This window comes from Kitasatospora sp. GAS1066B (genome assembly GCF_041262605.1).
Taxonomy (GTDB): Bacteria; Actinomycetota; Actinomycetes; order Streptomycetales; family Streptomycetaceae; genus Kitasatospora.
The window spans coordinates 37997-63497 of the sequence record NZ_JBGCCO010000005.1 but is presented as its reverse complement, the minus strand read 5'-3'; the positions used below and the strand labels follow the sequence as shown (position 1 = coordinate 63497).

27 protein-coding genes, 1 pseudogene and 1 riboswitch are annotated in these 25501 nt (G+C 69.7%); of the genes and pseudogenes, 11 read left to right on the top strand and 17 right to left on the bottom strand.

Features of this window, described 5'->3' with window-relative positions:
* Window positions 1-33 precede the first annotated feature (33 nt).
* From ABH937_RS06845 to ABH937_RS06800, 10 genes are all read right to left on the bottom strand, one after another.
* Complete coding sequence (locus ABH937_RS06845) at window positions 34-1167, bottom strand: erythromycin esterase family protein (RefSeq protein WP_370217679.1); 1134 nt, start codon at window positions 1165-1167, stop codon at window positions 34-36.
* 439 nt (window positions 1168-1606) lie between these two features.
* Window positions 1607-2395: a hypothetical protein gene (locus ABH937_RS06840; protein ID WP_370217560.1), complete on the bottom strand. Its 789-nt coding sequence runs from the start codon at window positions 2393-2395 to the stop codon at window positions 1607-1609.
* A gap of 16 nt (window positions 2396-2411) precedes the next feature.
* Window positions 2412-3257: an aldo/keto reductase gene (locus tag ABH937_RS06835; RefSeq protein ID WP_370217559.1), complete on the bottom strand. Its 846-nt coding sequence runs from the start codon at window positions 3255-3257 to the stop codon at window positions 2412-2414.
* Entirely contained in the window at window positions 3254-4444 is a 1191-nt protein-coding gene (locus ABH937_RS06830; RefSeq protein WP_370217558.1) for a cupin domain-containing protein, read from the bottom strand. Before ABH937_RS06830 ends, ABH937_RS06835 begins: the two co-directional genes overlap by 4 nt.
* A 14-nt stretch (window positions 4445-4458) precedes the next feature.
* On the bottom strand, window positions 4459-4599 hold the full coding sequence (locus tag ABH937_RS06825; RefSeq protein WP_370217556.1) for a hypothetical protein: 141 nt from the start codon (window positions 4597-4599) through the stop codon (window positions 4459-4461).
* A gap of 94 nt (window positions 4600-4693) precedes the next feature.
* Window positions 4694-4858 (bottom strand): hypothetical protein, encoded by a 165-nt coding sequence (locus ABH937_RS06820; protein WP_280688556.1) that lies wholly within the window; start codon window positions 4856-4858, stop codon window positions 4694-4696.
* The gene (locus ABH937_RS06815) at window positions 4855-5310 is read right to left on the bottom strand and encodes an ATP-binding protein (RefSeq protein ID WP_280688558.1); all 456 of its coding nucleotides are present in this window, start codon (window positions 5308-5310) and stop codon (window positions 4855-4857) included. The genes ABH937_RS06820 and ABH937_RS06815 overlap by 4 nt, the downstream gene beginning before the upstream one ends.
* Window positions 5307-5555 carry a hypothetical protein gene (locus tag ABH937_RS06810; protein WP_370217555.1) on the bottom strand — a complete coding sequence of 83 codons (249 nt, stop codon included), beginning with the start codon at window positions 5553-5555 and terminating at the stop codon, window positions 5307-5309. The genes ABH937_RS06815 and ABH937_RS06810 overlap by 4 nt, the downstream gene beginning before the upstream one ends.
* 152 nt (window positions 5556-5707) lie before the next feature.
* Window positions 5708-6337: an HAD-IA family hydrolase gene (locus tag ABH937_RS06805; protein ID WP_280688559.1), complete on the bottom strand. Its 630-nt coding sequence runs from the start codon at window positions 6335-6337 to the stop codon at window positions 5708-5710.
* The gene (locus ABH937_RS06800; RefSeq protein WP_370217553.1) at window positions 6334-7680 is read right to left on the bottom strand and encodes a helix-turn-helix domain-containing protein; all 1347 of its coding nucleotides are present in this window, start codon (window positions 7678-7680) and stop codon (window positions 6334-6336) included. Before ABH937_RS06800 ends, ABH937_RS06805 begins: the two co-directional genes overlap by 4 nt.
* A 218-nt stretch (window positions 7681-7898) precedes the next feature.
* Here ABH937_RS06800 and ABH937_RS06795 point away from each other — a divergent pair, with 218 nt between their 5' ends.
* From ABH937_RS06795 to ABH937_RS06775, 5 genes and pseudogenes are all read left to right on the top strand, one after another.
* Window positions 7899-8945 (top strand): tetratricopeptide repeat protein, encoded by a 1047-nt coding sequence (locus tag ABH937_RS06795; protein WP_370217552.1) that lies wholly within the window; start codon window positions 7899-7901, stop codon window positions 8943-8945.
* Between the two features lie 48 nt (window positions 8946-8993).
* Window positions 8994-9131, top strand: a pseudogene (locus ABH937_RS06790) (transcriptional regulator); the annotation flags it as partial.
* A gap of 43 nt (window positions 9132-9174) precedes the next feature.
* Window positions 9175-9717 carry a flavoprotein gene (locus ABH937_RS06785; protein ID WP_280688564.1) on the top strand — a complete coding sequence of 181 codons (543 nt, stop codon included), beginning with the start codon at window positions 9175-9177 and terminating at the stop codon, window positions 9715-9717.
* A gap of 2 nt (window positions 9718-9719) precedes the next feature.
* On the top strand, window positions 9720-10130 hold the full coding sequence (locus ABH937_RS06780) for an NUDIX hydrolase (protein WP_280688566.1): 411 nt from the start codon (window positions 9720-9722) through the stop codon (window positions 10128-10130).
* Window positions 10131-10598: 468 nt separating this feature from the next.
* Complete coding sequence (locus tag ABH937_RS06775; RefSeq protein WP_370217551.1) at window positions 10599-11261, top strand: hypothetical protein; 663 nt, start codon at window positions 10599-10601, stop codon at window positions 11259-11261.
* A 937-nt stretch (window positions 11262-12198) separates the two neighbouring features.
* Here ABH937_RS06775 and ABH937_RS06770 read toward each other — a convergent pair.
* From ABH937_RS06770 to ABH937_RS06750, 5 genes are all read right to left on the bottom strand, one after another.
* Complete coding sequence (locus ABH937_RS06770; protein WP_370217550.1) at window positions 12199-12465, bottom strand: hypothetical protein; 267 nt, start codon at window positions 12463-12465, stop codon at window positions 12199-12201.
* Between the two features lie 19 nt (window positions 12466-12484).
* Window positions 12485-13210 (bottom strand): MgtC/SapB family protein, encoded by a 726-nt coding sequence (locus ABH937_RS06765; RefSeq protein ID WP_280688574.1) that lies wholly within the window; start codon window positions 13208-13210, stop codon window positions 12485-12487.
* 53 nt (window positions 13211-13263) lie between these two features.
* Window positions 13264-13602 carry a winged helix-turn-helix domain-containing protein gene (locus ABH937_RS06760; protein ID WP_370217549.1) on the bottom strand — a complete coding sequence of 113 codons (339 nt, stop codon included), beginning with the start codon at window positions 13600-13602 and terminating at the stop codon, window positions 13264-13266.
* 87 nt (window positions 13603-13689) lie between these two features.
* A complete protein-coding gene (locus ABH937_RS06755) occupies window positions 13690-13971 on the bottom strand; it encodes a hypothetical protein (RefSeq protein ID WP_370217548.1) in 282 nt (93 codons plus the stop codon).
* Between the two features lie 169 nt (window positions 13972-14140).
* Entirely contained in the window at window positions 14141-15790 is a 1650-nt protein-coding gene (locus ABH937_RS06750) for an NRAMP family divalent metal transporter (protein ID WP_370217547.1), read from the bottom strand.
* A gap of 316 nt (window positions 15791-16106) precedes the next feature.
* A riboswitch (M-box (ykoK) riboswitch) is annotated at window positions 16107-16284 on the bottom strand.
* A gap of 267 nt (window positions 16285-16551) precedes the next feature.
* Here ABH937_RS06750 and ABH937_RS06745 point away from each other — a divergent pair.
* The 4 genes from ABH937_RS06745 to ABH937_RS06730 all read left to right on the top strand — a co-directional run bounded on the left by ABH937_RS06745 (window position 16552) and on the right by ABH937_RS06730 (window position 20532).
* Window positions 16552-17142, top strand: coding sequence for an NAD(P)H-dependent oxidoreductase (locus tag ABH937_RS06745; RefSeq protein WP_280688581.1), 591 nt, complete (start codon window positions 16552-16554; stop codon window positions 17140-17142).
* Between the two features lie 157 nt (window positions 17143-17299).
* Complete coding sequence (locus ABH937_RS06740; RefSeq protein ID WP_370217545.1) at window positions 17300-18328, top strand: permease; 1029 nt, start codon at window positions 17300-17302, stop codon at window positions 18326-18328.
* A gap of 62 nt (window positions 18329-18390) precedes the next feature.
* Window positions 18391-19125, top strand: a complete 735-nt coding sequence (locus ABH937_RS06735; protein WP_370217544.1) for a TIGR03943 family protein — start codon at window positions 18391-18393, stop codon at window positions 19123-19125.
* Window positions 19126-19251: 126 nt separating this feature from the next.
* Entirely contained in the window at window positions 19252-20532 is a 1281-nt protein-coding gene (locus tag ABH937_RS06730; RefSeq protein ID WP_370217542.1) for a hypothetical protein, read from the top strand.
* 34 nt (window positions 20533-20566) lie between these two features.
* Here ABH937_RS06730 and ABH937_RS06725 read toward each other — a convergent pair whose 3' ends face one another.
* Window positions 20567-22447 carry a transglycosylase domain-containing protein gene (locus tag ABH937_RS06725; protein WP_370217540.1) on the bottom strand — a complete coding sequence of 627 codons (1881 nt, stop codon included), beginning with the start codon at window positions 22445-22447 and terminating at the stop codon, window positions 20567-20569.
* Window positions 22448-22744: 297 nt separating this feature from the next.
* Here ABH937_RS06725 and ABH937_RS06720 point away from each other — a divergent pair, with 297 nt between their 5' ends.
* Both ABH937_RS06720 and ABH937_RS06715 read left to right on the top strand, forming a co-directional pair.
* Entirely contained in the window at window positions 22745-23407 is a 663-nt protein-coding gene (locus ABH937_RS06720; RefSeq protein WP_280688589.1) for a helix-turn-helix domain-containing protein, read from the top strand.
* A gap of 168 nt (window positions 23408-23575) precedes the next feature.
* Window positions 23576-24352 (top strand): SDR family oxidoreductase, encoded by a 777-nt coding sequence (locus ABH937_RS06715; protein ID WP_280688591.1) that lies wholly within the window; start codon window positions 23576-23578, stop codon window positions 24350-24352.
* Between the two features lie 152 nt (window positions 24353-24504).
* Here ABH937_RS06715 and ABH937_RS06710 read toward each other — a convergent pair whose 3' ends face one another.
* On the bottom strand, window positions 24505-25440 hold the full coding sequence (locus tag ABH937_RS06710; protein WP_280688592.1) for a LysR family transcriptional regulator: 936 nt from the start codon (window positions 25438-25440) through the stop codon (window positions 24505-24507).
* Between the last annotated feature and the right edge of the window lie 61 nt (window positions 25441-25501).

The window sequence follows — 25501 nt, the reverse complement described above, 5'->3', positions numbered from 1 at the left end:
GACCCTGTAGCCGCGCCGGCCGGCCCCCGGGTGCTACAGCTTCCTCGCCTCTCGGACGGTGTGGAGGTGGACCAGGACGTCATAGGCCCGGCCGATGGCGAGCTCGGGCGTCGGGTCGACCGGGAACTGCGTGCCGACGTCGTACGTCGGGCGCGAGACGTCCAGCCAGGTGCGAGCCGCGGCCGGGGCCTTGCGCAGGTCGGCGTAGTAGTCGCGGTACCGGACCTGGTCGAGCGTGTACTCGTTCGTGCCGGGGCCGGCAGGGGGGACGGTGAACGTCTTCCAGTCGCCGCCGAGCGCCTGGTCCTTGGAGAGGAAGGATCCCTGGTCGAAGGTGGTGCCGATGGCGAGGTAGTCCGCGCCCAGGGTGTCGTAGAGGAACGCGCCCTGGGTCTTCGGATAGGTCGTGGGGTCGGTGGCGGTGTAGCCGACATGGTCGTCCTGGGCCGACAGCAGGATCCTGCCGCCGGTGCGCCGCTGCCACCACGTCGTGGTCTCGGCCATCACCTGGTCGCGGTAGCGCTCCATGGCGGTCAACGAGGCAGGGTCGTCGACGTTGACGGTGAGGAAGGTGTAGGTCTCGGCGATGTTGCGGGCGTTCTGCAGGGCGAACTCGAAGTCGTCGTTGCCCGGCTTTCCCTGGCTTTCCATCAGCTCGAGCAGTTGCTGTGCCGTGGCTGCGTTCTGCTGCCGTTCTGCGAGCGGTCGGTTCAGGTAGCCGATGGCGTCGTCGAGGGGCCGCAGGCCGGTGAGGAGGTCGTTCAGGCGCGGCAGGGACTCCGGATGGGTCCGCCGGACGTAGTCGGTGACCGCGTCGAAGACGGGCGCGCCGAGGCTGGGCGCGCCGATGTCGTCGCCCAGGAAGTGGACCGGGTGATCGGGGTGATGTCGGTTGTGGTCGCGCATCCACTGGACGAGGGTCACGAACTCCTCGCGGTCCCAGGGGGAACCTGCCATCGTCTCGTGCACGACCTGCCGTGCGTCGCCGTTGCCGTGCTGGAGGTAGTCGTCGATCCGCAGCCCCGCCGACCAGCTCATCTCCAGGGCGAAGGTGGTGAATCCCTTCTGCTCGACGAGGTAGCGGAAGACCCGGTCCTTCAGCGCGAAGAACTCGTGCGAGCCGTGCGTGGCCTCGCCCAGGCCCACCACCTTGGCGTCGCCGACCATCACCCCGAGCGGCCGCAGGTCAGCTGTGCCGGTGCCCGGCTCCGCCGACAGCAGCGGGTGGGCGATCCGGTCCAGCGCGTGGACGGGGTCCGGCGCGCTGGCGGAGGCGGACACCGCCGGTGACGCGTACGCGGCCGTCGCGGGGGCCAGCGTCGTGGCCAGGACGATAGCCACGGCAGCTAGCCGCTTCCCACTTCGGATCATGTGATCACTCCTCAACCCAGGTGATGTCAAGTGCTGTTGAGAAGATGATCACTCTCGTGGCAGCCTGGGCGCGCTGGGGCCGACCCGACACTTTCCCTGGGGATAACCCCACAACCGGGCTTCGGGATCCGGCGCTCCGGACGTGCAGGCGGGCTGGGCAGCGCCAGCGTCTGAGATCACCGGGCGTGTGTCTGCCGACTCCTCGCCACCACAACGCCCCACGCCAGGGCCGTGATCAGTGCGCAGGGCGAACCCCGGTGAGCCGGTGCGCCGCGTCAGCGAGGAGAGGGGCCAGTTCCGGGTAGTACCCCCGGTCGACGGCCTGGAGCATCTCCGCGAGGGCGGCCAGCTGGCCGACACGTCCCGCCGGGGTGTCGAGGATGTCGGAGAACTCCGCGCGGATGCGGTTCGCGACTGCGGGGACGAGAAGGCTGCTCACCCACAGGAGCGCGGGGTCGTAGCCGACCGGGACGAGTCCCCAGCGCTCCCAGTCCAGGATCATGAGCGGTCGCGCGGTCAGGTTGGCCCAGTGCAGATCTCCGTGACCGGTGATCCGCTCGACCTTGGTGGGGGCCGGGATGCCGAGGTAATTCGGAAACACCTCCGCCATCCATGCCGGTCGCAGGGTGACCTTCGTACCGGGGGCCGTGGCGATGCCGTTCAACGCGCTCTTCACGCCGGCCCACCAACTGTCCCCCAGCTTCGGGTCTTCGCGCAGGTCCGGTGTCGCAGACACCACGGGCCCCGTGAAGTCGAAGACGTCAGCCTGGTAGAAGCAGCCGGCCTCGGTCCAGTCCAAGGCGTCGTGCAGCCGTGGGCGCGGAACGGACGCCGAGATGAACTGCTCCGCTCCGAGGGCTCCTTGGCCGGCTGGCCGGGGAGCGTGGCGGCGGCTGTTGCAGGAGACGCGAAGCCAGACGTCTTCGGCCCGGCGGCCGATGGTGGTGCCGGAGGTACCGAAGACGGACGGGCCGGAGCAGGCGAGACCGAGGAAGGCGGCGGCCTTGGCGTGTGCACCTTCCATGCGGTGGCGGGTTGCGTCATCCGGCTGAAAGGACATCTAGCACCTTCCGGAGTCGGGCTTCGGGGATCGGGTGGGCGAGAGCCGTTGTGGCACCGTCCCAGTGTTCGCGGCTGCTGGTCGAGGTGAGGACGACATCCAACGCCGGGCAGGAGCCGACGACGTGGAACGCGGCTGCGTGCGGGTTAGATCCCGGATGGATGAGATTCACCAGTTCCGGGGTCATCAGGCTGGGGAGTTCGCCACCGTGAAGGGGTGCGGACGCGAAGGTGGTGAGCCCGGCGTCGCGAGCATGCACAAGTGGCCCGGTTCCGTTGAGAGCCTGGGTGATGGGCTCGGCCATGACCAGGCTCACCGGCATCTGCACCCCGGCTAGGTGGTGACTCTGCGACCCGGCGGCGTCGCGTGCCAAGGTGATCAGCTCCGCGACAGTGAACGCCTGCGAGGTGAAGCCGGACCATGTGGCGACACCGTATCCGCTGATGCGACCGGCGTGCACGAAATCCTCCAACACGGCGAACGCAGCCAGAAGGTTCTCGTGTAGCTGCCGGCGATCGTGGCCGGACCGCTCGGGATTGTGGACGAACACCAGGTCGGCCCGACCGAGGTCGGCGAGCGAGCGATCGGTCTGCGCGCGGACGAACGCGGGGGCGAGACTGTGCCGTCCGTCCGGGTCGAACCCTGTCTTCGTCGCCACCCTGGCGGCCGGGTGCTCGACGAGGGCGGTGGCGAGGGCACGGTGTGCGTAGCCATGCGCGTAGTTGGGCGCGGTGTCGATCCAGGATGCTCCCGCCGAGAGGGCGGTGCGCGCCGCCTCACTTTCGGCGCGCACCCGGTAGGTCCCCAGCCCGAGGACGGCGTTCAACGTGCCGCCTTGACGACGGCGGCGCCTTGACCCTTGATGAGGACGGACAGGACGCCTGCCACATCCTTGACCTCCAGGCCGGCGGCGTCGGCGAGTTCTCCAAGAGTGGCGGGTTCGCCGCTGAGGAGTGCGAGGAGCATCGGGGCGGCTTGGTCCGCGAAATCCCACTCTGTGCCGGCCGCAGAGAGAGTCACTGTTCCCACCTCGGGGTTAGCGGTGAGCTTGGCGCGAGCTGCGGTGAGCCTGACAGTGATCTCACGGCGCGGGGGAAGCGCGTCCACGTACGGCAGGGAAGGGGCTGGGCGTCCGAAGTGGGTGGTGTCAACGGAGTCCGCCCACTGGTCGATCAGCGCCGGGTCGGACAGGGCGCTGATCATCGCGGCTCGCAAGGCGTCCAGATACGTGGCCTTAGCCGCCGGTTCGGCGTGGCGGGGGATGTCCAGCCGCATGCAGGTGTCGTGGTGCATCTGGTCGGCCAGCCAACTGATGAGGCCGGATCCGGTGTGCGTGACGAGACCGAACGTCAGGTGAAGGGATTCGGTGCCCTGGTCTGCGGTGACGGTGTGCCACCATCCGCGCGGCAGGTAGAGGACATCACCGGGGTTGAGGACGATGTCCGCGACCGGTTCACCGTCGGGTTCCTCCGGGGACTCCACGTCGCGGAAAGTAGGTGCCGTCCGGGTGGGCTCCCACAGACGCCAGCGCTTCGCTCCGTGCTGCTGGACCACGACCACGTCGTGGTCATCCCAGTGCCGGCCGAAACCTTCGTGCTCTGTCCAGGAGGCGTAAGCGTTCGTCTGTACGGGAGTACCGACGAAGCGTTCCAGGGCTTCAGCGGCGGCACCGATCGGCGGGTGAATCGCGTCGATCGCGTCCACGACCAGGGAAGCGCCTTCGGCGAGCCGGGCGTGAAGCTCGGCGGGATGGACGCGGTTCCAGGTCACCCCGCGTCGGTTGGTGATCGGTGCCGAGTACCGGTCCAGGGGAACCGTCTCGCCATCCTGCGACAACCGCAGCCTCGGCGGCTCCATGCGGTGTGTGGCGAGAACGGTGTTCAGGTCGTCCCAGGACAGGAGGGGAGCCATGTTGGTCCCGTCAGCCGGGAAGACGGCGTAGGAGCGGTGGAACGCCTGGGTGAGGAACAGGTCCCCACCCAGGCGCACCGCCCACGAAGCGGAATCATGCATCGTGGGCGTCCGGCTCAGGTGTCGTTCTGGTCGGACTTGCCGCCCGTGTTGTCGGACGGCAAGTCGGCGCGCGAACGCGCGGCGCGGATGCTACGGACGGCGACCAGCAGGCCGCCCCCGTCCTCCTCCGGAGCGGCGGGCATGGTGTTCTCCATCGGGTTCTCCTCTCGGACATCTCCCACCGGCCTCTCCGGCGGGGAGCTCAGCAGTGGTGGTGCAACCTCCCCGGATGGGGAGGAGTCTTGGGGGTCAGCTGCGGCGGCAGCGGGGGCAGTCGCAGAGTGGCCAGGATTCGTAGCGGGGCAGGTAGCTGAGCTGGTCGTTGCCGGTGTGCTCTTCGCGCTTGAGCTCGACCAGTTCGCCGCTCTCGTCCTGCGTGCTGACGGTGAAGGTGAGGATCGGCTGCTCACTCACGCGGTGGCCTTCTGGTGTGCGCTTCGCACCAGGGCACCCAGGCGTTCATCAGCGGTCAGGGCTGCGTCGGCGGTAACCAGGAAGTGGACCGCCTTGCCTTGCTCCCTCCGCTCCCAACCCCAGGAACAGGTCAGGGAATCGACCAAGGTGAGCCCGCGTCCTGATCCCTTCTCGAAGTCGGGGGTGAGCACCGTAGGGAGTCGAAGCGAGCGGTCGGTCACCTCGACTTTGAGGTGGCGGCCGGTCCACTCGGTCCGCACCCAGCACTCACCACCCGCGTGAATCAGCGCGTTGGTGATGATCTCGCTGGCGCACAGCAGCACGTCGGCCACCGCGTGCGGGGACAGCGGGAGGCCCAACTCTCTGATGGCCGAGGCGATACGGTGCCGGGCCTGGGCTACGGCACCGTCGGCGGACTGGACGTGGAACACGTCGGCAGGGCGGTCGTTCACGCTGCACTCCTGGCCCTGACCTCGATCGTCACCCGACACGGCCACGGGCTCTCGCAGCGCACGCACCGGCCGTTCACGCTGCGGTGCTCGTCCAGCAGGATGCGGTCGGCGGTCGCGGTCTCCCGGCTGCCGGTCGACGCTCGGGCGGGGGCCCGGCGCGGCAGCGCGCTCTTGTACGGGTCGACCAGCGAAGCAGAGGCGCTGTTCAGCCTCCACGGATGGGAGGAGCGGTCGGCAGTGGTCATCTGTGTCTCGGTTCCGGTCGGGCACCCCGGCCAGCGAGGGGCCTGTGCGGCTTGGTCAGCCACCCCGGGGCGGCTCGGAGACCACAGTGCCGCCCGGCAACGGAACGCATCCGCAAGCGCGTTGCGGACCCGCAACGACATTGCGGGTCGGTCTAGACCTCTTCGGTCAATCGCAGGCCGAGCAGGGATTCCATCTGCTCGATCGTGGTCGCCGGGTCCGTGGCGAGGATGGTCGCGATGCCGAGCTCCTCGGCCGGTGGGAGGTTGCGGGCGGTGTCGTCCACGAACACGCATGCCTCGCCGGGCAGGTCCATCAGGTCGAGCATCGTTCGATAGAGGATCGGGTCGGGCTTGCGAGCCTTGTAGCGCTCGGAGATCAGGACCGCGTCGTAGTTCGCCACCAAGTCATGGCCGAGATAGGGGTCGCAGGGCTCGGAGCCGAGGCTGTTGGAGAAGATGCCGACCTTGATCCCGGCCATTCTGGCGGCCTCGGAGGCGGCGATCACCGACGGTTCGAGGTGCAGGTCCTCCAGGACTCGGCCGAGCAGGTTGGTGCCGTCGATGCCCAGCAGGGTGCCGGTCCGTTCGTTCCACTCGGTCTGGGTGATCGCACCGCGCTCCAGGTCGGCGTAGAGGGCAACGCCCTCGGGGTTCTTCGCGATCATCGACAGAAAGGTGCCCTCAGCCAGGCCGGCGCGGCGATCGAAGCCGGCGGCGCAGGCCGGGACGCTGGTGGTCAGCACCCCGCCGAAATCGAGGATCAGGCCCATGCGGCGGCTCATACGGTACTCCCGGCGGTCTTGAGGAGGGTTCGGGTGTCGATCACGTGCTCGCCCAACGAGCGGACGGCCACTGTGCGGTGGGGGCGGAGGCTGCGGTGCAGCTCAGATACCCGGCGCAGGGTCTCGCGGTGCTGGACTTTCTCGACCAGGTCCAGTGCGGCCTGGCCGTCGGCGCACGCGGCCTCGATGTCGTTGGCGCCGGCATTGGCCTCGGCCCGGGAGATGTAGGCGGTGCAGCGGTGGCGCATCATCTCCTCCGGCAGCCGGTCGATCGCCTGGTCCAGGGACGGCAGAGCCTCGCGGTAGCGACCCAGGCGGACCAGGTCGCTGCCCTCGTAGGCGTCGGCCTTGGACAGGTCGAACCAGGCGATCCCGCCCCAGCGTTCGTCGTCCATCGGGCCGGACAGCACGGTGCGGGCCTCCTCCAGCGAGGAGCCGAAGCCGCGCTCGTCGCCGGTCGAGGCGTACATCTCGGAGGCGACAGCGTTCGTCCAGGCCAGCATCCGCCGAGACGCCCCGCGCTCGGCGCGGTCCACCGCGGCGAGCGCGTAATCCAACCCGCTCTCCGGGTCGCCGCCGTAGGAGGCGTTGAAGGCCCTGCCACCCAGGACGAGTGCCAGCAGCTCGGGACTGTCGATCTCCTTGCCGATCTCATAGCCCATATCCATGTAGGAGTCGGCTTTCTGACGATCAGCCAGGTCAAGAGACAGCAGGCAGGCCGCCAGGCAGGCCATTTCGGCCATGTGCGCGAGCAGCAAGGTCCGTAGCTCGGCCGGCTGATCCTTGGGCCGCAGTGACAGCACCAGCTCGATCTGACTGTGTGCCACCGGTACCAGCGTGGCTGCCGGGAAGCTCTTGTAGGAGCGGCGGTAGAAGGCGCCATTGGACCGCAGCTCATCCACGGTCGGGCGGTCCAGGGTGCCACGGGGCGACTGGGCGGTCTGGGCCTGGGCATCCGGGGACAATCCGGCAAGGGCAGTGGTCACGCCCGCGAGGGCGCCGAGGTTGAACGTTCGTCGCAGCACAGCATCTGAGCTTTCCGCATCGGGCCTCGCCGTGCGTGCCGAAGCCGGAGAAGGCCGGTGTGAGCCGAGTGACGGCGCGTCAACTTCCGCCGCCGGATGGCGCACATCGAACGCTAATAGATATGGAGTGGCCACCTCCAACAGCCCGGCCAACTTCTCGGCTGTCACCACACTGTCGAGCGGGATCGCCCCTCGCTCCACCTGGGAGACCCACGACTCCGAGCGCTCGGCCAGATCCCCGAGAAGAGCCTGCGGCCACCCTTTCCGCTTACGCGCCTTGGCGATGCGAGCGCCGATCAGCTTGTCGATCTCTGCCACAGGACAACCCCAAGGCCGTGTTCGAGAAACTACCGACGGCAACCGTACGACCGGAGCCGCTCTGTTGGCAGGGGAACCGCCTGGGATACCTCGACCGAGCGAATCCGATCCGGCGGGGGCGCGGTCCGGCGGAGCCTTGGCAGTCGCCTTCACCCGGTGACGGGAGTGCTGCTGATGATCCGCCAACTGTTCTGGCCCATCCAGGATGTGGCGATACCGTGGATTCCGTCATCGAGCTGAGCCGGAGGGACGTGGTGGATCGCCGGGGTTTCGTGGCCGCCTCCAGCGCGTACGCGCTCGCGGCCCTGGGCCTGCCCGACCCGGACGCCGTCCTGCGTCGAGTGCGGGCCAAATCCGGCGGCACAGCTCACGTCGGCCGCGGCGAGGCCGCCGCGATCCGGCAGATGACCAAGTCCCTCGGCGACGCGGCGGCCGAACTCGGCGGCGGACACGCCCGCCACCTCGCCGTCCGCTACCTCCACGACGACGTCGCCCCCTGGCTGGACGGAACCTGGACCGAAGCGGTCGGCCGCGAGCTGTTCGCCGCCGCCGCCCAGCTCGTCCACCTCGCCGGCTGGATGGCTCAGGACGAGGGCAACCAGGACGCCGCCCAGCAGTACTACGCGCACTCCTTCCGCCTTGCCTCCGAAGCAGGCGACGCCGAACTGGCCGCCACCGCCCTGCGCGGCCTCGCGGTCCAAGCGATCGACCTCGGCTTCCGGGCGACCGCGGTCCGGGTGGCCGAGGACTGCGTCGATCAGGCCAAGAGCCTCGACGACCCCCGGGCGCTGGCCTACTACCAGGCCACCCTCGCCAACGCTGCCGCCCTTGACGGCGACCGCCGCACCGCCACCACCTCGCTCGCCGCCTCGCAGACCTCGATCGAACGCGCGACCGGCGTCCCGGGCGAATCGTGGGCCTCGCACTACAGCATCGGCCGCTGGGCCCACGAGGCCGGCATGATCCTCGCCCAACTCGGCGACTACACCAGCGCGCAGGACCACCTGCACCACGCGCTCGACATCCACGGCCTCGACCGCCGCCGCACCCGCGCCATCGTCCTCGCCGACCTCGGCACCGTCCGCCTCCGCCAGGACGACGTGGACGGCGCGATGGCCTCCTGGACCGAGTTCCTCGACTGCGCGGACGGCATCCGCTCGGTCAAGGTCCAAGACGCCGTCCACGACATGAGAGCCCGTCTGTACCGGCTTCGCGATGTCCCCGGCGTCGAGGAACTCGACGACCGCGCTGGAGCCCTCGAATAGGCCGACGCACCCAGTCCCCAACAACTCCGCATCGCGGAGCGTGTCCCGTCAGCGCGGCCAAACTGCCAGGTCCGCATCCCGGTCCCGGAGCGTCGGGCGGCACTGTGGGTGGAGGCTGCACGGGCGTACAGCCAGCAGGGCAGACTGGCCGAAGGATGCAAAGCGCTCAGGAGCTCGGCGCACTGTCCTTGAACTTCGCTGTTTCTGGCAGGAGTTGGGAGTCCAGGTTTTGACCGACCACCGCGAGCCGTTCCTGTATGTCGTCGTCTGCGCGTCGGGCATCGCTGACGGAGTGAGCGAACTGATCACCGCTGCCCACGCCGAAGGCTGGAAGGTCGGCGTGATCGCCGCCCCCAGCGGGCTCGGCTTCATCGATCAGGAAGCGGTCGAGGCGCAGACGGGCTACCCGATCCGTTCGGCTTGGCGCACGTCCAGCATCCCCCAGCCGCTACCTCCGGCCGACGCCATCGCGGTCGCCCCCGCGACGATCAACAAGTGGGCCGCCGGCATCTCGGACACGCTCGCGCTCGGCATCCTCTGCGAGGCGTACGGGCTCGGCATCCCGGTGGCCGTCCAGCCGTACGTCAACTCCGCCCAGGCGGCACACCCTGCCTACGACGAGAGCCTGGCCCGGCTCCGGTCCATGGGCGTCCTGATCGGCGACTACGTGCCCCACATGCCGAAGGCCGGCGGAGGCCGTGAGAGCTACAACTGGACCCACGTCCTCGACCTGCTTCGCCCGGTGGCGCGGTCGATCACGGAGAGGAAGTAGCTGTGCAGGATGTTGCGGACGAACGTCCGGGAATCGCCGCCGCGATCGTGGTCCGTGGGGGCCGCGTCCTGATGGTGCGGCGGCGGGTGAGCGAAGGCCAACTCTCCTGGCAGTTCCCGGCCGGCAAGATCGAGCCCGGCGAGTCGCCAGAGGAGGCAGCCATCTGCGAGACCGCGGAGGAGACCGGCCTCGGTGTGGCCGCCGGCAAGCTTCTCGGCGAGCGCGTCCACCCCATGACCGGGCGGCTCATGTCGTACACCGCCTGCGAAGTCGTGAGTGGGACCGCCACGGTGGCGGACGCCGAGGAAGTGGACGAGGTGGCGTGGGTGGCCCTCGCCGAGATCCCGCCGTACGTGCCGTACGGGCTGTTCGAGCCGGTGCAGGAGTACTTGGACGCCGTTCTCAAGGCCTGACGGACCCCGTCCGAGCGACCGTGGGGACAGCCACCAGTTGATGGTCACCCCCACGGCTGTTGCTCTCTACTGGCGGAGATCACTTATTCCTGACATATCGCATTCCTCTGCCATCGCGTACGGTCGACATGTGCGCAGCCCACGTGGGGTCTGCCGCACTCGGCAGTCGTACAGGTTGATGGGCTTGCCAGTCGCGCGGTCGGGCCGGGTCTCTGGTCAGCCACTGCGGGCGCATCCGGTGGCAAGCCCGGGGTCCAGACTGTTGCAGGCGTCGTCCCTAAACGTGGCGCCCCTGCCTAGAGTGTCGTCAGGTTCCCCCTGAGTGAGCGGGCCAGTGCGGTCGCAAAAGCTGGCTCAAGCATCGGCAAGCGCCGCGACGTGTGACGAAGTCATCCCGGTCGACCACCGCCGATGACTATCCTTGAAATATCCGTGCGCCAGCGCCACGCTGGGTGCGAGCATCATGGCGTGGACGACGATGCCGTGGGCGCTGAAGATCAGGTTCTCGTGCAGACCGTCTACGAGTTGCTGCGCCAGCGGGGAGCATGGCCCACTTTCACAGCCGTGGACCTGCGGGCCGACCGCGAACTGGGCATCGAGGACGCCCAAACCGCCTTGGTGGCGCTCAGTCCCCGATATGTGAACAGGCCCTGGCAAGGACACGGTTACTCCGACAACGACGAGGTTCGGCTGACGCTCCGTGGGGTGGCTTCGTGTCAGGGCGGCACAGACGACCTGGCACGGCTGAGCGATCTCGTCGAGTGGACAGTTACGCTGGAACAGCGCGCCACTAGCGACTCCGAGGTGCAGCTCACTGCTTCAAGCGCGGACTTCGCAGCGCAACTGGGTCTGCCCCTGAGTCCCTCGGGCGGCGATGACGAACAACCGACCAGTGAAGTCGTCGAGGCACGCGACCTGATGGGCCGCCTGTTCGTCCTGGCAGACCTGCTTCCGCATCTGTGGGCAGGGAGCAGCAAGCCGAGGGAGGAGCCTTGGCTGTGGCAGCGCCTCGTGGACCGGCGGGGTGTTCGCCCCTACCGTAAGATCAGCAGTGTTGATCAACTGTTGGCCTACGCCGATGAAGAAGGCCGCGAGCGGCCGAACCCACCCAATGTCCTTCGCAGCCAATGAGTATGACTAATCGTCACCAGTTGGCAACTGCCCGCGATCACGGTGTACGGTTCGCGCAAAGCAGCAACCCCCGCCCGGTGCGCTAACACCAGACGGGGGTCTGACCGACACGATCGAAAGCCAGTCGATCCAGTGGCTATTACCTATGCTATCGCCGCGCCCGGCTACGGCAAGCGGTCCGCGCCGTCACAACACCCGAGCGGACCAGATGACTTCGCTCACCTGACCGACCGCGAGGCCGAAATCGCCGGCTATATCGACGGCGTGCCCGATGGTGCCGCGATCGACGTGAAGTCCCTCGCCCGGATGCTCGCCCGGTTCGGGCAGCAGGCCGTCAGCACCGTGCTCCGGGCTCTCACCCGGAAGGGCCACCTGCGCCGGGTGCGCGAGCGGGTGGGCGAGGGGCTGACGCAGTGGGTCTCCCGGACGTACTTCTCGCGTACGCCGCGCAGCTCGGCTTGGTGGGAGCAGTTCCTGACGGACCGTCGGACGGGCGGGCGCACGGACCCTGCGCCCGCGCCCCCGGCGCGCTCCGTGTCGTACCGGGCGCTGGCCTCGCTCGCCGCGGCCGATCGGCGGATGATGCTCTCGGCTGCCGAATGTGCGGAGTTGGAGGCGCTCGCCGCCGAGTGGTTCGCGCGGGGAGTGACCGTCGAGCAGTTCCGGTTCGCGATGACCAACGGGCTGCCGGCGACGGTGCAGTGCCCCGGGGCGTTCGCGCGCAAACGGCTGCTCGACCGGCTGCCTCCGGAACAGGTGATCGAGCAAGCGCCATCGAGACTGACGGAGTGTCAGGGCTGCTACCGACCCGCCCGGCCGAACGCGTTGCAGGACGGCCGCTGCCGCCGCTGCCGGGAGGAGCACGACAGAAGCCGGACCCCCGGGCTGATCGCCGGGATCCGGGCCGCGATGCGAGAACGCGGTCGGCCCGGCGGGGTCAGTGATCCCGCCGGTTCACCGCCTCCACCAGGAGCACCGCCACCGCCTCCGGCAGGCCCAAGTGCCGAGCGATCCAGGCAGGTTCGTGCCCGGTGAGGGCCAGCACCCAGGCGGTGTGCAACCGGCCCAGGGGGTGGCCGGCCAGGTACGGCCGCACCGCCTCCAGCGGGAAGTCGGCCAGGCTCTCGGCGGTGAACCAGTCCTCCGCCGGCTCCCCCGCCGCCGGGGCCCGGCGCCGCCAGATTGCCGCCAGTCTCCCCCACATGTCCGCGCCCCCGTTCGCGTCACGCCATCGCCTGGTTGACGTCCTCTTCCTCGTCCAGGTGCCAGTGCAGGTCCCGGACCCCGGGCTCCAGCGAGAGGCGGGAGATCACCTGCTCCAGCGCACTCGCCACGTCGCCGCTGACCGAGAGCGAGGCGCGCAGACTGGTGATCTCGGGCGTCTCGCGGCGGGCGCGCAGGCCGGTCGGGGTGAGGCCCGAGGTGCTGAGGGCCTGCAGCAGCAGGGCCCGGATGTGGGTCTCGGCGCTGCGGTCGCAGCGCAGGTGCAGGTTGGCCTCGACCACCGCGTCGGGGTCGGTGCCGGCGGCCGGGACCCGGTCGAGCAGGCGTCCGGCGGGGCGGCCGACCACGTGGATGGCGATCACGGCCAGCGTGCCGATGATGGCGAAACCGTATTTGCCGGAGGCGGCCAGCACACCGGCGGCGGCCGAGCACCAGAGGGTGGCGGCCGTGTTGAGGCCGCGCACCCCTGCGCCGTCGCGCAGGATCACGCCGCCGCCGAGGAAGCCGATGCCGGAGACCACGTAGGAGGCGACCCGCGTCGGGCTGCCGACGTCGCCGATGGCCTCGCTGTACAGCACGAACAGGGTGGCCCCGGTGGCGACCAGCGCGTTGGTGCGCAGGCCCGCCATCCGGGCGCGCCACTGGCGTTCGACCCCGATCACGGCGCCGCACAGGACGCCGGTGGCCAACCGGAGCAGGAAGTCGAGAGTGGACAGGGAGTGCATGAAGCACCTCCTCGATGAGTCGGACGCCGCGAGTCGGACGCCGCGTCAGGTAGTCAGGTACGGGCGAACGCCGGGTCGAACTTGTAGCCGATCTGCCGGACGGTGGTGATGGTGTCGCGGTGGGCCGGGCCGAGCTTACGGCGGATCCGGGCCACATGAGTGCTGACCGTCCTGGTGTCGCCCAGATTCGGGCGGCCCCAGACGGCCTCCATCAACTGGCTGCGGGAGAGCACCCGCTTGGGCTGGGCCATCAGGTGGGCGAGCAACTCGAACTCCAGGTAGGTGAGGTCGAGCGGGCGCCCGTCGACGGTGACGACGCGCTGGTCGATGTCGACCACCACGCCGACCGCCGCGAAGCGCCGGGTCGGCGCCGCCACCATGGGAGCAGTCACGGTTGGACTGTCGGAGAAGATCAGTTGAACCCGGGGGTAGTGCAGGGGCATCGAAACGCCTCCCTCTCGACTCGCGACTCTCGGCTCTCAGCTCTCGGCGTGCCAGGCGGCTTCGAGGTGGACGGCTCCGGCGGCGTCGGTGACGGCGTGCCACTCGGCGGCCAGCCGTACCCGCTGCCGGTGCGGAGCGGCGGTGGCGCGCGGCGCCGGGGGCTGGAAGGTGTGCAGGACCGGGCTGTCGAGCGGGCTGTCGGCCAGCCGCCGCAGCAACTGCGCCAGGAAGGCCCGGACCCGGACGATACCGCCGGGGCGGACGGCGGGTCGCGGCCGGGCGGCCGGGAGCGCGGTGTGGAACGTGAAGACGGACACGGGGAGCTCACCTCCGTGGACGGCGTGCGCGCACGTCACGCGCACGCGGGCATGGCGAAGCGGGCGCTTCGCGCGGTTGAGCGTGCGTCAAGCGGACTACGTGCAGGACGAACCAGGGCCGGGGGGAGGCAGTTCGAGGCCTCCCCCCGAGGCCGGATGGCTCGGTGGTTCAGTGGCCGAGGGCGGTCTGGACGAGCTTGATGACGACCAGGACCATCGCGATCAGCAGGTACGTGCGCAGCGCGCCCATGCCGATCTTGCGGCCGGTGGACATCACCGGGCGGGTGAGGGTCGCCAGCGGGGGCATCCGCCAGTTGTCGCGTCCGGTGCGGTCGATGGGGTCCTCGGCGGTGGCGGTGCGCTTGCGCGTGAAGGCGAAGCCGGCGGCCAGCACCCCCAGCACGCCGCAGCCGGCCATGATGCCCAGGATCGCCCCCGAGGAGATGTTCGGGAACAGCACCGAGGCGGTCAGGATCACCGACAGCGTCACCAGCACCCCCACCACCGCGGAGGTGAACGCATTCACCTTCGGCCCGTTCGACCACGGCCCCAGCACCTGCTTGTCGTTGCACAGCAGCAGCAGGAAGACGGAGGCCGACGGCAGCAGCACCCCGGCCAGCACCTGCACACCCTGCGTCAACAGCCCCAGCGTGTGATCGCTGGCGACCAGCACGATCGCGGCCGCCACGCAGACCAGCGCCGCGTAGACGGCGTAGAAGCCCTTGGCGCCGGCGACCCCGCGGTGCAGCGAGTGCTTCATGCCGAAGACGTCACCGATCGCGTAGGCGGTGGAGAGCGAGACGGCGAACGCGCCGATGATCGAGGCGTCCAGCAGCGCGATCGCGAAGAGCACGCCGACCAGCTTGCCGCTGTGGTCCGCCAGGCCCCTGGCCACCGCGCCCGCGTCCGAGAACTGCCCGACACCGTCGGTGCCGGCGAACGCGGCGGCGGTGAAACCCATCATCGCGGCCGCGCCGACGACGACGATCACGATGCCGATCCACAGGTCGGCCTTCTCGTACTTCATGAACCGCGGCGTGATCCGCTTGTCGATCACGTACGACTGCTGGAAGAACAGCTGCCACGGGGCGACGGTGGTGCCCACGATGGAGATGATCAGCAGCATCACGGTCGCCAACTGGCCCGTGCCGCCCGGCATGTTCGGCACCACGAAGTCGTGCGCCAGCTGCGAGGTCCTCGGGTGGACCATGAAGTAGATCGGCACCAGCAGCAGCGAACCCGCGCACAGCGCCACCGCGATCCGCTCGAAACGGCGGAACGAGCCGGTGAAGGCCGAGGCGATGATGATCGCGGCGGCCAGCACCACCGAGGCGACCTTCGGCAGGCCCAGGTAGCCGGCCGCCAGCGTCACCCCGATGAACTCCGTCACCAGCGTCAACCCGTTGAGCAGGAACAGGTCGATCACACTGAACGCGCCCCAGAACTTCCCGAACCGCTCCAGGATCAACCGGGCGTGCCCAACACCGGTCACCGCGCCCAGGCGCAGCACCATCTCCTGGTTGACGTACAGCACCGGGACCAGCAGCAGCAGCGTCCACAGCAGGTGCGTGCCGTAGTTCTGCCCGGCCTGCCCGTAGGTGGAGAACGCGCCGGCGTCGTTGTCGCCGACCATCACGATCAGGCCCGGGCCCACGATCGCCAGCAGCGTCTTCAGCTTCGCGGACAGGCCCTTGCGCTCGGCCGTGTCATCCAGCCGGATCGTGCCCAGCGCACCCTTGATGTCACCCAGGTGCGCGTCATCCAGCACCGCGGCACGCGCGGCGGGAACCTTCGAGTCGAGAGTCGCGTTGGTGGTCATGATGAACCTCCCTCAGCCCCCACGGATTCAGGGGGAGTTTGGAGGCACGCGGCAGCTATCCCCGCTACGAACCGCACCAAGAAAGCACACCAGGCAGCAGGGCAGCACCGAGCTGCTGGTGATGGCGTGTCAGATCGAAAAGCGCGTAGCGAAGGTGGTTACCGCGAGCCGAAGAAGTACGAGGACAGGCGGGGGCAGGGGCTACTGTGGCCCGGACTACTGCAATCCATGAGTCTCTCGCCTCCTTCCGGCCGGTGCGTGCGACGGATCCGCTACGCATGACGACACGGCAAGGAGCTCGCTGACCTCGAAAGTCAGCTCACCCCAACTCGTCAGAGCTTTGGCACTTCACGGCGTGATCCGACTCGGCTGAGCCGGAAGCCACTTGGGATCAACCCTTAGGTCGGGAAGATCTGTCCTGATCCGGAGCGTCTCTCGACGGTTGGGATCAGTGGCCTGTGTCCATGAAGACGCCTCACCGAACGAGGTGCCTGCAAAACCTTGTACAGCTTAGCCCCGTCCAGACCGAACGCTTGCCGCATTTACCAAACCTTGACCTACGAGACCTGGACACACCGCGAAGGACCAGGTCACCGAGCCGCGACCTGGACCCGAGGTGGCGGCACCACAGTGACCATCCCCGGCAACGCCCGACAGCCTCGGCCGCCTTCCCAGTTTCCTTGACCGCCACCGTGGTTCAGCCCGTAACGTCGTCCCGAGTCGATCGTCAGGTCGGCGCCATCGGCCTATGGGGAGGAAACATGTCCGACAAGCTGCGGATCGCCGTCATCATCGGAAGCGTCCGTGAGGGCCGCTTCGGACCGGTCGTCGCACGCTGGTTCCTGGAGCAGATCCGGGAGCACGCGGACCTCGAGGTGGACGCGATCGACCTGGCCGAGGTGGGTCTGCCCATGGCGTTCCCGGCGTTCGGCACCAAGCCGACCGGGGAGACCGCGGCGGTCGCCGACGCGGTGCGCGAGCGGCTGGCCGCAGCCGACGCGTTCGTCGTCATCACGCCGGAGTACAACCACAGCTACCCTGCGTCGCTGAAGAACCTGATCGACTGGCACAACGTCGAGTGGCACGCCAAGCCGGTCGCCTTCGTCTCCTACGGCGGCCTGTCCGGCGGCATGCGCTCGGTCGAGCACCTGCGCCCGGTCTTCGCCGAGGTGCACGCGACCACCATCCGGGACGCCGTCAGCCTGCACAACGTGTGGTCGCTGTTCGACGAGGACGGCGCGCCGACCGACCCGGAGGGGTCCAACGGCGCGGCCAAGCTGATGATCGAGCGGCTGAAGTGGTGGGCCGAGGCGCTCCAGGAGGCCCGGGTCAAGAGCCCGTACACCGTCTGACCCCCAGAACGGCAGGAGCGCGCCGGTCGACCCACGGACCGGCGCGCTCCCTGCCGAACCCGGCGGGCTACAGCCTCCGATCCCGGTGCGACGCAGTCGAACTGACGGTCTATCGTCCGAACAACGGCGAACGGATCGCGAGGAGCGGCGCACACGTATGGCGGAGCAGAACACCCTCACACCGGAGCACCCGGCCGAGGCCGAGCCCGGGGCCGAGCCCGACCGCCCGACCGGCCGACGGCTCGGGTCCCTCGAACTGCTCGTCGCGGGCATGGTGCTGCTGCTGGCCGGCCGGCGCTGGCTGGTCGGCTGGCTCGACGCACCAGGTCTGCAGGCGTGGACGACGGTCTTCGTCGCCATCTGCGTCCAGGCGATCCCGTTCCTGGTGCTCGGCACGCTGCTGTCCGCGGCGATCACCGCGCTGGTGCCCGCCTCCTTCCTGGAGCGGGCGCTGCCGAAGCGGGCGGTCCTCGCCGTGCCGGCGGCCGGACTCGCCGGGGCGGTGCTGCCCGGCTGCGAGTGCGCCTCCGTTCCGGTGGCGGACGGGCTGATCGCCCGCGGTGTGGCGCCCGCCGCCGCGCTCGCCTTCCTGCTCTCCGCCCCGGCGATCAATCCGGTGGTGCTCACCGCGACGGCGGTCGCCTTCCCCGGTCGGCCGCAGATGGTGCTGGCCCGCTTCGCCGCGTCCCTGGTCACCGCCGTCGTGGTGGGCTGGCTCTGGGCGCGGTTCGGCCGTCCCGAGTGGCTGCGCCCCTCGGTGCGGCGGGCGCAGCCGGCCGGTGCGGGTCGGTGGGCGGCGTTCCGGGCCGCGTTCGCGCACGAGTTCCTGCACGCGGCCGGCTTCCTGGTGATCGGCGGCATCACCGCGGCCACCCTCAACGTGCTGGTCCCCCGGCAACTGCTCGGCGGCCTCGCGCACCTGCCCGGCGTCTCGGTGCTGGTCCTGGCGCTGCTCGCGGTGGTGCTCGCGGTGTGCTCGGAGGCGGACGCCTTCGTCGCGGCCAGCCTGAGCGCGTTTCCGCTGCCGGCCCGGCTGGCCTTCATGGTGGTCGGTCCGATGGTCGACGTGAAACTGGTGGCGATGCAGGCCGGGACGTTCGGCTGGCCCTTCGCCTGGCGCTTCTCCACCGTGACGTTCACGGTCGCGGTGCTGGCTGCCACCCTGGCGGGCTGGTGGCTGCTTTGAACGGCCGAAGCACGGCGAAGCGGTGGCGCGGTGAAGGGGTGGCGCGGTGAAGGGGTGGCGCAGTGAAGCGTGAGGTGCAGGCGATCCTGCTGGTGCTGCTGGGCTCGGCGGTGCTGCGCATCTCGCTGTTCAGCGACATGTACCTGAGGTACGTACGGGCAGCCCTGCGGCCCTACCTGGTCACCGCCGGGGTCGTGCTGGTGCTGCTGGGCGTGCTGGGCGCCGTCGCGGCCCTGCGCGGCGCGCGCCACCAGGACCACCAGGACCACCAGGACAGCGACCACGACGCACACGGCCATAGCCACACCCACGGCCCGAGGATCGCCTGGCTGCTGATCCTCCCGGTGACGGGCATCCTGCTCGTCTCGCCGCCCGCCCTGGGCAGCTACACCGCCCAGCACGCGGCGAACACCGTCGCCAAGCCGGACACCGCCACCGGCTTCCCGCCGCTGCCCGCCGGTGACCCGCTGGCGCTGCCGCTCGCCGAGTTCGACGTGCGGGCCGCCTGGGACACCGCACAGCCGCTGAAGGGCCGCCGGGTGAAGCTGCTCGGTTTCGTCAGCCCGAAGAACGGCGGCGGCTGGTACGTCACCCGACTGGTCATCAGCTGCTGCGCCGCCGACGCGATGACCTACAAGGTCGAGATCCGCGGTGCGGCCGCGCCGCCGACCGGCAGTTGGGTGGCGGTCACCGGGGTCTGGCAGCCCGACGGGCAGCCCGCGCAGCCCGATGCGGTGCCGGCTCTCAACGCCGGGCAGGTGGTTTCGGTGCCCGAACCGCGCGATCCGTACGAGTGAGAGTCATCACTGCCCGCGGGTGTCACCCCGGCCGCCTCCACCACGTCTTCCAGTCGGACCCAGATCTCCGTCGGTCAGCCGATCCGGCTGACGGTACATCTGAACAGCTTGTCTGGAACGAGGTTGATGGTGGCGACCAATCGGCGTAGGACCGTTCTGCTGACCGGGGGCATGGGCGTCGCCGTCGCGCTGGCCTTCGTGCCGATGGCGCCCAGCGGCACGCGCGTGCCGGCGGCCGCCGCCTCGCCCGCCCCGTCGCCTGCCCTGTCGACCGGCGGCGCCCCGAGCGGCTCCCCGACGGGCGGCGCCCCGAGCGCGGCGCCCAGTCAGCCGTGGGACGGCAAGGTCCGGGTGATCGGCGACGGGTCGACCTCCGACACCGGACCGCAGCCCAAGCAGCCGACGCCCGAGAAGCTGAAACCGGGCGAGAAGCCGCCGCAGTTCGTGGTCTTCTCCTGGGACGGCGCGCTGGAGGACGACAACCACCTGTTCTCGCACTTCCGCGAGGTGGCCCACGAGTCCAACGCCCAGATGACCTTCTTCCTCAGCGGCATGTACCTGCTGCCGAACTCCAAGCGCTACCTCTACCACCCGCCCCAGCATCCGGTCGGCACGGCGGCCATCGACTTCCCGACCGACGCCCACATCAAGGCCACCCTGGCGCAGCTGAGCGCCGCCTGGCAGGACGGCGACGAGATCGGCACCCACTTCAACGGCCACTTCTGCGGAACCGGCGGCGGCGGTGACTGGAGCACCGCCGAGTGGCAGAGCGAGACCCAGCAGGCCTACTCCTTCGTCGAGAACTGGAAGACCAACACCGGGTACACCGACCTCCCGCCGCTGCCGTTCGACTACCAGAAGGAGCTGGTCGGCGGTCGCGCGCCGTGCCTGGAGGGGCAGAAGACGCTGCTGCCGGCCGAGGCGGCGCTGGGCTGGCGCTACGACGCCAGCTCGCCGGGCGACAACCAGATCTGGCCGGCCAAGACCAACGGGATGTGGAACTTCCCGCTGCAGGCGCTGCCGTATCCGAACCAGAACTTCCAGGTCCTCTCGATGGACTTCAACTTCCTGGCCAACCAGTCCGGCGGCAACCCCGACGGCGACCCGACCAAGTTCGCGGGTTGGGAGAAGGAGACCGAGCAGGGCTACCTGAACGGCTTCGAGCGGGCCTACAACGGCGCCCGGGCACCGCTGTTCATCGGGAACCACTTCGAGAACTGGAACGGCGGCATCTACATGAAGGCCGTCGAGAACGTGATGCGGACCGTCTGCACGCAGCCGGACGTGCGCTGCGTCTCCTTCAAGGAAGTCGCCGACTGGCTGGACGTGCAGGACCCGAAGGTGCTGGCCCAGCTGCGCCGGCTGGACCCCGGCCAGGCACCGGACTGGTCGACCATCGTCAAGTGACCCGCCGGCGCCCGGCCCGATCCGTCAGCAGCCTCTAGTAGGCGGAGACGCTCTTCACGTAGGTGCTCCAGATGTCGAGCGGATAGGCGGTGGCCGCAGCGGACTTGGCCGGATCGCCCTGGCCGTCCAGCGGCAGCGCCTGCACGCTCTTCGGGTCCAGCCGGAACACCGCGACGGCCGTGGACACCTGCCCGCTGTACCCGACGAACCAGCCCGCCCGGTTGTCCTGGGTGGTGCCGGTCTTGCCCGCCACCGTCCGGCCCGGCACCTGCGCGCCCCGCCCGGTGCCCTCCTGCACCGTGCCGGTCAGCGCCGCGTCGACCTGCTGAGCGACCTGCTGGCTCAACGCCCGGGCCGGGGCCGGCTTCTGCACGTCGACCGGTGCCCCGTCCCGGGTGATCCGCAGGACCGAGTACGGATCGGTGTGCATGCCGCCGTCGGCGAACGCGGTGTACGCGTCGGCCATCCGGATCGCGCTCGGGGTGGAGGTGCCCAGCGAGAAGGCCGGCACCTGCGCCCCCAGGCTGTCGGGGAGCAGCCCGAGGCCGAGCGCGGTCTGGCGGACCTGGTCCAGGCCGGTGTCCAGGCCGAGTTGCATCAGCGGGGTGTTGACGGACTGCTCCATCGCCGTCAGCAGGCTGATGCTCCCCCAGGACTTCCCGCCGTCGTTGGTCCCCTTGACCAGGTGCCCGTCGCGGTCCCAGTACGGGCCTTCGGGCGTCTGCACCGGTATCTGGTTGTCGCCGTCGTAGGGCGTCGTGGGCGAGACCGGGGTGCGACCGGCGCCCAACTGCCGTTGCACCCCCTGGCTCAGCGCGGCGGCGTACACGAACGGAGTGAACGCCGAACCGGACGGCACCAGCGCCGAGTTGGCGTTGTCATAACCCTGTCTGAGGTAGTCGGGACCACCGTAGACCGCGAGCATCCGCCCGTCCGAGGCCACCGAGGCGGCGCCGACCCGTAGCCCCGGGTCGGCGTTCTGCCGGGCGGCTGCCGCCTGCACCGCGTCGGTCAGCGCCGTCTGGCTCGGCTTCTCGAAGGTGGTGTGGATCTGGTAGCCGCCCAGGTCGAACTGGGCGTCGGTGATGCCGGTGTGGGTGGTCACGTACTGCTTGGCGATGTCCACCAGGTAGCCCGTCTGCCCGCTGAGCCCCACCTGCTTCGGCGGCTCCTGGGGCTCGGGAAAGGTGGTGTAGGCGGCCCGCTGGGCGGGCGTGAGCTTGCCGATCACGACCATCCGGTCGAGGATCCACTTCCACCGGTCCACCGCCCGCTTGTGGTTCTCGGGGCTGATCGCCGGGTCGTAGCGCCCGGCTCCCTTGAGCAGCGAGGCGAGCACGGCGCCCTGGCTCACGTTGAGCTGCGAGACGTCCTCGCCGTAGTACGCCTGGGCCGCCCGCTCGATGCCGTACGAACCGCGGCCGTACCAGCTGGTGTTGAGGTATCCCTCCAGGATCTGCTGCTTGCTCAGCTTCCGGTCGAGCTTGACCGCCAGGACGATCTCGGTCAGCTTCCGGGACATCGTCTGCTTCTGGTTCAGATAGGCGTTCTTCACATACTGCTGGGTGATGGTGGAACCGCCCTGCATCGCACCACCGGTCGCCATGTTGCGGACGGCCCGCGCCATGCCCTGCGGGTCGACGCCGTAGTCCGAGTAGAACGTCTCGTTCTCGGCGGCCAGCGCCGCCCACTGCACCCCCTGCGGCACCTGGTCCAGCGGGATGTCCTGCCGGTTGACCTCGCCGGTGCGGGCCATCTCGGTGCCGTCCGCCCAGAAGTACACGTTGTTCTGCTGGATGGCGAAGGCCTTGAGATCGGTGGGGATCTTCGTCTCGTGGTAGACGTATCCCAGCAGCCCGACCAGACACGCGACACCGAACAACCCGATCCGCACCACATGCCGCCACGACGGCACCCACCGGCGCACCCCCACCCGGTCCGGCCGCGGATACCCCTTGGGCCGCCTGCCCGCCCGCCCCCGACTCAACCGCACCACGGCCGCCCTGCGCAGACGCAGACCCGCGACCCCGGCCGCGCGCCGACTGCTGGCAAGCATGTGCCCCCCGTAATTCACCCAACCATTCGAACCCCCTTACCAATAACGACTTTGAAAGTCCGTTTGGTTGCATCGCACGGAGACGAGTTGGACAGCCCCGCCGCGGCGGCGCGACCCGCGGTCCACGAGGATGTGGAGACTGCGAGACTGCCAGTCATGGCAACCGTCCCGGTGATCCCCCAGCGCCATCAGATAGCGCAACTGCTTCCGGCGATCGGCTCCCGGCTGCGGGTACTGCGCCAGGAGGCCGGGTTGACGCTGGATCAGGTGGCCGCCCTCACCGGCATCGGCGCTTCCACGCTCTCTCGCCTGGAGGCCGGGCACCGCCAGCCCTCGCTCGACCTGCTCGTCCCGCTCGCCGCCGTCTACCAGACCCCGGTGGAGGAACTGGTCGCCGTGGTGGAGCACGCAGGGGAACCCCCGGTCGTTCACTCGCCGCAGCGGCGCCGTGGCATCGCCGCCCAACGGCTCTCCCATCACACCGGCGGGATCCAGGTGTACCGGCTGGTCCTGCCCCCGCACGAGAAGCCCGACCAGCGGCGGCACGACGGCTACGCCTGGATGTGCGTCCTGGCCGGGCAGGTCCAACTCCTCCTGGCCGGCACCCGGCTCACCCTCGGCCCCGGCGACGCGGCCGAACTGGACACCCGGACCCCCCACTGGTTCGGCGCGGCAGGTGGAGCACCGGCCGAAGTGCTGTACCTCGCAGGCGCGGACGGACTGCGGGTGCGCCTACAGGCCCGCGCGACGAGCCGTCCGCCCGAGCCGTTCCCGCCCAGAAGCACGAGCGCGAGCACGACGCAACCGCAGCCCTCGTGAAGCCGCCCGTCGTCGTCGCTCCGTGCTGTCTGGCGCTGATGTTCTGCCCGGATGGCGCTGTGGTTCAAGCCCGTGCTGTACCGATCCTCCTAGGCTCCAAGGGAAGGGACACCCCGAACACCGGGCCGTCGCCGACGCGGTGACCCCGCGAGGAATTGGAGCTTTCCGATGGCTGAGGACACGTTCACGGGCAGGGTCGTCATCGTCACCGGCGGTGGGTCGGGCATCGGGGCGGCCACCGCTCACCGCTTCGCCGCCGCGGGCGCCACAGTGGTGATCATCGGCCGGACGCAGGCGAAGCTGGACGAAGTGGTGTCCGGCGCGCCGACCGGCTCGACGCTGATCGCTCGGGTCGGTGACGTCTCGGACGAGGTGGAGATCACCCGGCTGGTGGACGGCGTTGCCCACGACCACGGCCGGTTGGACACCCTGGTCAACAACGCCGGCACGTGTGAGCCCCTGGGTTCCGTGACCGATATCGATACGGCGGGCTGGCGACGCGTCATGTCCACGGACCTCGACGGGGTGTTCTTCGCCTCCAGGGCCGCGCTTCCACATCTGCGCGCCGTGGGCGGCAGCATCGTCAATGTCGGTTCGGCCTCCGGGCTCGGCGGTGACTGGGGCCTGGCCGCCTACGACGCGGCCAAGGGCGCGGTGACCAACCTGACCAACGCGATGGCGCTCGACCACGGCGCGGAAGGCGTGCGGGTCAACGCCGTGCATCCCAGCATGATCTCCACCGACATGACGGCGGGATTCCTGCAGAACGAGGCGATCGTCGCCGCAGCGCTCAACCGGGTGCCGATGCGGCGCTTCGGCGATCCGGCCGAGGCGGCTTCCGTCATCACGTTCCTGGCCAGTGCGGCGGCGAGCTTCGTGAACGGGGCTCATATCCGCGTCGACGGCGGGCTCGGCGCCTCGAACGGCAATCCGCACCTCGCGTAGCGGCTGGGCATCTCGACCGGGATCGTCATAGCCGTCCTCCTGGTCCTGCGCAGGGGTGGCAAGGTCCTCCGGGCCCGCCGCAAGCAGCGGTCCAGCGCCGACGCGCGCCACCCCGAGTAGCGGCAAGGCGAAACAGGCTGTCATCCGACAGGTCATTCGGGTGCTGAGCGCGTGAGCTTGGCATCCATGTCGAGCGAGCCGACGATCGACCGCAAGGTCGCGATGAGCTCCGCGACGGAACCGGTGCGAGCCTCGGCGCGGCTGATCGCGCAGATCCGGACCGTGTCGGAGGCGTCGGCGATCGGGCGGAACAGCACCGTGGGCAGGGAGTTGGTGAACGCGATCGGCCCGGGGTGGACACCCACGTGTCCGCGCGTGGCCACGTGCACGGCCAGCTCGTCGTAGCGCCCCACCTCCTCGATGTGGGTACGCGGGATGCCTGCCCGGATGATGTCCGCCTGCAACTGGCTTTCGAGGTAGGGGTTGTCGGCACGCGGAGTGATCAGGATCTGACGGGTGCGGAGGTCGGTGAGCGCCACCTCCCGGCGGCTCGCCAGTGGGTCCGCCGCCTGCACGACGGCGACCAGCGGGAACTCGCCGAGCACGGTACTGGCGATCCCGGGTTGCTCGGGGACCGACCAGCACAGACCCACGTCCACCGCGCCGTCCGCCACGGCGGCCAGTTGCTCGGGAGTGTGCATGGGGACCGGACGCCACCGACCCCGGGCCTCGTCGTCAGCGGCGGCACCGGGCCAGGCGTCGACCAGTCCCGGCAGGAGCAGCTGTCCCAGCTCCGGGGTGTGGGCGACGACGAGGTCGCGATGGCGCACCGAGCGCAGGCGGGCGGTCCGATGGGCCTGGTGCAACGCCTCGATGGGCTGCCGTATCGCGGCGGCGAACTCGGCGCCGAAGGGCGTCAGTCGGACCTGCCGGCTGGTCCGCTCGACGAGCCGACCACCGAGGCTGCGTTCCAGACTGGCGACGGCCTCGCTGACACTGGGCGGAGCCAGTCGCAGGCGGTCGGCGGCCCGCCGGAAGTGCAGTTCGTCCGCGACGGCGAGGAAGCACTCCATCTGACGCAGGTTCACCGCCGCGCTCCCGTCACTTCGTGGTGCCCGAACCATGACGAGCAACTGCCCTATTCTGTCA